This window comes from Streptomyces sp. NPDC033229, from assembly GCF_055576875.1.
Window position 1 is genome coordinate 1 of the sequence record NZ_JBVIQR010000107.1, and the last position, 7,222, is coordinate 7,222.

The window sequence follows — 7,222 nt, forward strand, 5'->3', positions numbered from 1 at the left end:
CAAACGGCTACACTCGGCCATCGACTATCGCCCTCCGCAAGAAGTCCACGCCGAGCACATGCAGTCGCGGACCGCCGCCTGAACGCGACAGTCAAAACCCTGTCCGAAGAACGCGAGGCCCCTCAACTCGCTCTGTCCGAAGACACGCTGTGGGCAGTGGATATCAACCACGGTGGTGGCGCCCTGCTCATCGGCCTGCTGCTCGGTCACGACCAGCCGATGGTCTATCTCACCGGCCTCGCCGTTCACCAGGCATCAGCCGCCTACCGCGGCCAGGGCAAGACGGACGCGAAGGACGCTTTCGTCATCGCCGACCAGGCCCGCATGCGCAAGGACCTGGGCGTGCTGCGGCCCAGCGATGAGATAGCCGTCGACCTCAAGATCTGGTCAGGCGCCGCACCGACCTCGTCAACGACCGCACCCGCCAGATCAACCGGCCCCGGGAACAACTCCTCGAGATTTTCCCGGCCTTGGAGCGGGCGCTGAGCCTGACGAACAAGGGGCCGGTTCTGCTGCTGACCGGCTACCAAACGCCGGCCGCCATCCGTCGCAGCGGTGCCAGGCGCATCGAGACCTGGCTGAAGAACCGGAAGGTCAGAGGCGCTGCCTCGATCGCTCTGGCCGCAGTCGAGGTGGCTCAGGCCCAGCACACCGCGCTGCCCGGCGAGAAGCTGGCCGCCTCGATGGTGGCCCGCCTCGCGAAGGGGGTGATGGCCCTCGAAGAGGAGATCGCCGAACTCGACGCACTCATCGAGGCCCGGTTTCACGAGCACCCGCACGCGGCCGTGATCCGCAGCCTTCCTGGCATGGGTGCCATGCTCGGCGCCGAGTTCGTCGCCGCCACTGGCGGCGACATGGAAGCCTTCGGGACTGCCGACCGGCTGGCCTCGTTCGCCGGCCTGTCCCCAGTCCCGCGCGACTCCGGTCGCGTCAGCGGCAACATGCGCCGGCCCCGCCGCTACCACCGTGGCCTCCTGCGGGCCTTTTACCTCTCCTCCATGGCCAGCCTGCGATCATGTCCCGCATCACGGGCGTACTACGACCGCAAGCGCGCTGAGGGGAAAGGCCGCTAGCCTCGCGCTTTCATGATGCGTGCTGTCCGGCAGGTGATCAGGCAAGCAGAAAGTGCCCCTGACCAGCGAGAATGAGGATTGCTGAGGTCCTTGTTCCCGCCCCTGTCGGAGGCACTTTCCAGGTGAAGCAGCCTATCGGGTCCTATCCCCATGTCCTTGTCCGGGATGACGGCCGCGCCGTGGTCTCGCAGGCCGGTTCGGTCCTGCTGGTCGAAACGGTCCGCAAGACCGGCCTCGGCCAGGCCGTATCCGCAGCACTCGCCCCCTGGCGGAAGCCGCGGGCTGTCCATGACCCGGGCAAGATACTCGTGGATCTTGCGGTGGCGGTCGCGCTCGGCGGGGACTGTCTCGCCGACATCGCCAACGGCCTTCCAGTGGGGTGCGACGTGGCTCCGGCTGCGGGTCTTCGGCTCGATCAGTTCCCGGATCGCGAGGTAGAGCACCTTGACTGCGGCCTGCTCGGTGGAGAAGTGCCCTCGGTTGCGGGTGACTTTCCGTAGCCGTGCGTTGATCGACTCGATCATGTTCGTGCTGTAGATCACCTTCCGAATCTCGGGCGGGAAGGCGAGATAGGGGACGAAGTCCTGCCAGCTCTGGCGCCGTGTCCGGACGACGGCCGGGTATTTGATCCCGAGTTCGGAGCCGGCGAAGTCATCCAAGGCCTGCTCGGCGGCCTGCTCGGAGACCGCGGTGTAGATGTTCCGCAGGGCCGGCACGAGTTTGCCGTGATCGGCCTTCGACGCGTATCGCAGGCTCGCCCGGACCAAGTGGATCACACACGTCTGGAGGGTGGTGCGGGGCCAGACCGCGTTGATGGCGTCCGGCAGGCCGGGAAAGCCGTCGCAGCAGGTGACCAGGACGTCCTCGAGGCCGCGAGCCTTGAGCTCGCTGAGGATGGTCAGCCACTGGCGGGCCCCCTCGCCCTCCTTGCCGATCCACAGGCCGAGCACGTGCTTGCAGCCGTCCATATCGACCCCGACAGCGAGGTAGACGGGGCGGTTGGCCGACCTTGCCGTCCCGCACCTTGATCCACAGCGCATCGATGTAGACCACCGGCCAGACCGCGTCCAGCGGACGCGACTGCCAAGCGGTGATCTCGTCCGCGACGGCATCGGTCACCTTGGAGATCAGGTCCGGGGACACCTCCGTGCCGTACATCTTCGCCAGGTGCGAGCGGATGTCACGGACACTCATCCCGCGGGCGTAGAGGGACAGGACCTGCTCGTCGACGCCGGACAGCCGCCGGGCGTTCTTCGGCACGATCTGCGGTTCGAAGTCGCCGTTGCGGTCCCGCGGCACGTCGACCTCGAGGGCACCGACGTCCGTGAGCACGGTCTTCGTCGCGGTGCCGTTGCGGCAGTTTCCGGAGCCGCGGCCGGCCGGATCGCCCTTCTCATAGCCGAGATGTTCGCTCATCTCGGCCTGCAGGGCCCGCTCGAGCAGAGCCTTGGACAGCTGTTGCAGCAGCCCACCCTCGCCGGCCAGCGGAGCACCGGTGGCATCCGAGGACTCCATCAGCTGCTCGACCAGAGCGTCTACCTGCTCAGCCGGAACCGCTCCGCCAGCAGCCGTCTCGGATATATGGGTCTCAGTCACGCGATCTTGCCTTTCCGGAGGGCCGGGGTCAGACAGGCCCCGCCACACTCTCAGATCACGGACTTACACGATCTTCCGGACACACCCCTTTCGCTGACTTTCACGCGTGAAAGTGACTTAGACCCAATACTGCTGTTTAGGGAGTTTTCTGGCGTCTGGTTGGTTTGATGGGTGTCGCGAGTGTGATGGCTGGGTTGGGTGTTGTGGTGGGTGTGTTTGAGGTGCCAGTTGGTCATCTGCGTTTGATGACGCGGGGGTTGGCGCGTGGCCTTCGGGGTGGTAGGAGGCGTTCACGCAGTTCACGGGTGGTGTCGGTGAGTGCTGACGTCAGTCGTGAGGGGGAAGGTGCCGCTTGGCTGGTGACGTGGCGGCGGGCGGTACGCAGGGTCCTGATGAAAGAGACCCGGTCGGGGTCGGCGCCGGCCTGGCGCGCGAAGTGCAGCGTGGTGCATGACTTCGGGCAGGGCGTGGTGGACGAGAAGGAAGCCGTAGGTCCCCTGCTCGATGCCGTCGGGATGCTGGGATGGCAGCACCAGGTGGTGCCCGCCCTGGCGGGTCTTGATCTCGTCGAGGGTGATCTCGGTCTCCCACCGTTGGTGGTGAAGGCCGGCCAGGTCGGCGTCCGGGGCGGCGTCGGGGTCGTAGATGGTGGCGATCAGCCGGTAGACGGTGTCGTCGCCCGGGCAGCCCAGCGTGTACTCCACCACGCGGACACTGATGGGGTCACGGCGGCTCTGGTCACCCGAGGCGAAGATCTCCGACAAGTGGCGTGGTGTTCACCCTTGCCGACATCCAGGCCCACGAAGACGTTCACCTGGTCGAGCTCGCTCACGTGTGTTCCTCCAGCGAGAGGTCCTGCCCCAACCCGGCCTCACCTGCGGCACCGGTCTCCGGCATCCACGTTATGAAGAGCCTGCCGACACCGCGGCGGAGCCCTGCCCTTACGAGTTGGTGTGAGGGGCCCCGCGTTTTCCGGACAGCTGCCTATTGGCTAATTTATGCGGCGAGCTACTGATTCAGGTACTCGTCATGGACCTCTCGTGGGGTCCGGTACCCGAGTCCCGAGTGGCAGCGTTTCGTATTGTAGCGGAGCTCTATGTAGCGGGCGATATCGCGATAGGCGTGCCCGCGCGTGGGATAGGAAGTACGGTGGACTCTTTCATTTTTCAGGGTCGCGAAGAACGATTCCGTGAGGATATTATCGTAACAGATTCCTGCCCGCCCGACGGATTGCCGGATTCCAAGCCTCTTCAACGTCTGGGCGAACTGTTCTGAAGTGTAGTTGCTGCCGCGGTCCGAGTGGAATATCGAATCCCCGGAGAGTGGGTGGTTGCGTGCCGCCATTTCTATAACGGCCTCAATGAGTGGGGTCTTGTACTTATCGTCCATCGCCCAGCCGGTCACGGCCTTTGTGTGGCAGTCGATGACAGTGGCGAGGAATACCCAGCCCTCCCATATTGGGATATAGGTGATGTCGCCGACCATTTTCCGGCCGGGTGCACCGGCGGTGAAGTCGCGGTTGACGAGGTCGGGGATCGGGCAGGCCCGCCCGTCGTTCTCGGTGAGGCCATGGCGCCACGGTCGCGGCTGGCACGCCCGCAGGTCCAGCTCCCGCATGAGATCACGCACGAGTTCGGGCCCGCAGGCCAGACCCCAGGCGGTGAGGTCGGCGCGGACACGCCGGTAGCCATAGATGCCGTCAGAATCCTCGAAAAACTTCGCGATCAGCAATTTCAGATACTCCCGGCGCCTGGTCGGTTACCGAAAGCGGCCGGGTCCGCCATTCATAGAATCCGGAGCGGTATACTTCCAGCCAGTCGCACATCTTCGCGACGGAGTGTTCGTGACCGATATAGCGCACTCCGCATCGATGAACTCGAACCTGTCGCTCACCGAGGATCCTTGGCAAAGTACGCTGCGACTTTTTTCCAGGAATGCGACCTTCTGCCGGAGCTCTATCAGTTCACGTTCCTACTCGCGGAGCCGTGCCCGCTCATCCACCGTGAGAGGTGGTTCCTATCCTGCATGTTCACGACGGTAGGCTTTGACCCAATTCCCGAGCGTGTCTTCGACGAGTCCGAGTTCCCGGGCTACCTGGGCGATCGGACGCGACGTCTCGATCACCATCTTTACGGCCTCTTCCCGGTACTCGGGAGTGAAATTCCTGCGTTTTTCGACGCGACGCCCACACGCGTCCAGCCAGCGGCCGGCGAACCCGGATCTCGGTGGCATCCAGCCGCAGCTCGACGCCTCCGGCCGGGGCGTAGGCGGATACCTCTGGCAGGGTCCGAAGACGTAAGCCAGGGGTGTCGGGGACCACGCATCCCCGCTCGGCCAGCAACGCACGTATCTCTGCGATGGCGCGGGTAATGGTGGAGCGGCCGACGCCGAACAGCAGCCCGGGCACCGAGTGCGGCAGGTCCTGGCGCAGATGGATCAGCATGGCCACCAGCCGGTGGCGAGCGCCAGCACCTTCAGCCCGCTTCCTGGCACCGCCTCGCGCAGCATGGCCCCGGCCCTCGACACCAGCCTGCCCCACGGCGCCGCCAACTCCCCGGCCAACCTCGCGAGATGACGCCGGGAGAACCCCTTGAACACAGCCGATGCGCCAGAACTACCCGATTGACCATGATCGCCACAGACAGATCATCCCACCGGCCCGGACACGACACCTCACCCACTATCACACACCAACTCGTTAGGGCTTGCAGAGAATCAACATGCTGGTTTGGCCCTCGTTGAGTCGTTGGCTTCTGCGAGGAATGCGGCCACGTCGTTGCGCGTGCGGAACCGGGCTGTTGAGGGTGGGATTGTGCAGCCGTGCTTGGCCAGGAGTGGATGGATCTGATGGACGGCTCGGGTGAGGGTGCTGCCGTTGATGCCGAAGAGCTCGGCCAGGAGGTCTCGTGTGCCGAGCTTGCGCAGGTAGAGCACGGTGGCCAGGACGCGGCTGGCCGTGGTCAGCTTGTCCTTGGCGCCCGCTCCTCGGGCCCTGCGCCGTTCGCCACCGCGGTGCCTGAGCCGTTCGTGCTCACGCAACTCATCCAGGACAGGCGTCAGTTCGTCGATGAGGCGGTCGAGTTCCACTTCGGGCATGCCGGTCAGCTCAGGGTTCCGCAGTGATGCGGTCTCCGGCGGCAGGGTCTTTACGGACTGGGCAGCCGGTACTGTTCTGGTCGCGCTCGGGGTGTCGGCGTGGTCGGGGTGGAGCGTGTAGTTCCAGTCGCCGTGAAAGCGGTGCCGGGTCATAGCGAGGGCGTCGATCTGGGCATCGGTAACGGTGATGCCAGTGTCGTAGGTTCCGGTGTCGAGTTCGGCCTCGACGGTCAGTCCGGTGAGGGTGATGGTCGCGGCGATGGTTTCCACGATGACTTCGTGGCTGGTCAGCGGCCTGCCTCGCCAGTTCATCGTAATGTGGGAGAACAGTCGGTGCTCGATCTTGTTCCACTTCGATGTGCCGGGCGGCAGGTGGCACACGGTGATGCCCAGTCCGGCCTCCGCGGCGAGGCCGGCGAGCTCGGTCTTCCAGGCCCGGGTCCGGTATCCGTTGGAGCCTCCGGCGTCGGCGGTGATCAGTAGCCTGCCGGCCTGCGGGTACTCGCGCCGGCCTCGGGCTTGCCACCAGCGGCGGATGGAGGCCACCGCGAACGCGGCGGTGTCGTGGTCGGTGCCGACGCTGACCCAGCCGGAGTTGGCGACGACGTCGTAGATGCCGTAGGGGATCGCCTTGCCCGGCCCCTGCCGGTCGAGGAAGTCATGTGTCTTGACCTCTACCGGCCGGCCTGCGGGCCGCCACTCGCGGCCGCTCTTCTTGTAGTCGCCGACCAGTTCCTTCTTCTTGGTGTCCACGCTGATCACCGGGTCACCCGTGGCCATGTGGTCCTTGGCCTGGTCGTTGATGTGGCGGAACTGGGCGTCCCGGTCCGGATGCTGGGCACCCTCGAGGACCTTGGCCGGCGCCTGCAGGCTGAAGCCCTCCTCGCGCAGCAGGTCACCGACGGTGTCGGCGCCTATCCGGTGCCCCTGCCGGGTCAGCTCCTCGGCGAGCTTCCTGGTGGACTTCGTCGTCCAGCGCAACGGTGACATCGGGTCGCCCCGCATTTCCGGTTCGACCAGCGCGAGCAGGGCCGGGCGGAGCTCGGGATCCACCTCGGTGGCCCTCTTCCGCCCGCCGCCGGGGCGCCGTACCCGTTCGAGCGGCGCTTCACCGGCTTCCAGCTCGTGCACGCCTTTGCGAACCGTACCTTCGCTCACTCCCGCCGCCGACGCGACCGCCCGGATCCCGCCGTGCCCCAGCAACCGGGCCTCGACTCCCGCCAGCAGACGCCGCTGCCGCTCATCCAGGTGCGGGAACAATACCTCGAACTTCGCGGCCAGTTGCTCCTTGACCTCATTCGACATGCCCATACCAGATCAACGAGCCGCAGGACCGGAAGCAACACATTGAGCCTTTTCCATCCTTACGAGCTGGTGCGTGATAGCGGGGTGAGTGTCGTGCCTGGCTGGTGGCATGATCCGGCTGTGGCGATCACGATCAATCGGGCGGTACTGGC

General features: G+C 65.6%; 2 protein-coding genes and 5 pseudogenes. 2 read left to right on the top strand and 5 right to left on the bottom strand.

The window, feature by feature from the left end:
* Positions 1 to 126: 126 nt before the first annotated feature.
* A pseudogene (locus ACZ53N_RS35685) lies at positions 127 to 1,067 on the top strand (IS110 family RNA-guided transposase); the annotation flags it as partial.
* 128 nt (positions 1,068 to 1,195) lie between these two features.
* Positions 1,196 to 1,435 (top strand): annotated as a pseudogene (locus tag ACZ53N_RS35690) (transposase); the annotation flags it as partial.
* 6 nt (positions 1,436 to 1,441) lie between these two features.
* Here ACZ53N_RS35690 and ACZ53N_RS35695 read toward each other — a convergent pair.
* From ACZ53N_RS35695 to ACZ53N_RS35715, 5 genes and pseudogenes are all read right to left on the bottom strand, one after another.
* A pseudogene (locus ACZ53N_RS35695) lies at positions 1,442 to 2,588 on the bottom strand (IS256 family transposase); the annotation flags it as partial.
* 380 nt (positions 2,589 to 2,968) lie between these two features.
* Entirely contained in the window at positions 2,969 to 3,433 is a 465-nt protein-coding gene (locus ACZ53N_RS35700) for a hypothetical protein (RefSeq protein ID WP_469144903.1), read from the bottom strand.
* Positions 3,434 to 3,677: 244 nt separating this feature from the next.
* Positions 3,678 to 4,901 (bottom strand): annotated as a pseudogene (locus ACZ53N_RS35705) (IS3 family transposase).
* Positions 4,861 to 5,299 (bottom strand): annotated as a pseudogene (locus ACZ53N_RS35710) (transposase family protein); the annotation flags it as partial. The pseudogenes ACZ53N_RS35710 and ACZ53N_RS35705, both read right to left, overlap by 41 nt.
* Before the next feature lie 85 nt (positions 5,300 to 5,384).
* Positions 5,385 to 7,076, bottom strand: coding sequence for an ISAzo13 family transposase (locus ACZ53N_RS35715; RefSeq protein ID WP_469144904.1), 1,692 nt, complete (start codon positions 7,074 to 7,076; stop codon positions 5,385 to 5,387).
* Positions 7,077 to 7,222 lie beyond the last annotated feature (146 nt).

Coding starts and splice junctions, on each gene's coding strand:
- ACZ53N_RS35715 (WP_469144904.1), bottom strand. CDS start 7,076: ATGGGCATGTCGAATGAGGTCAAGGAGCAACTGGCCGCGAAGTTCGAG.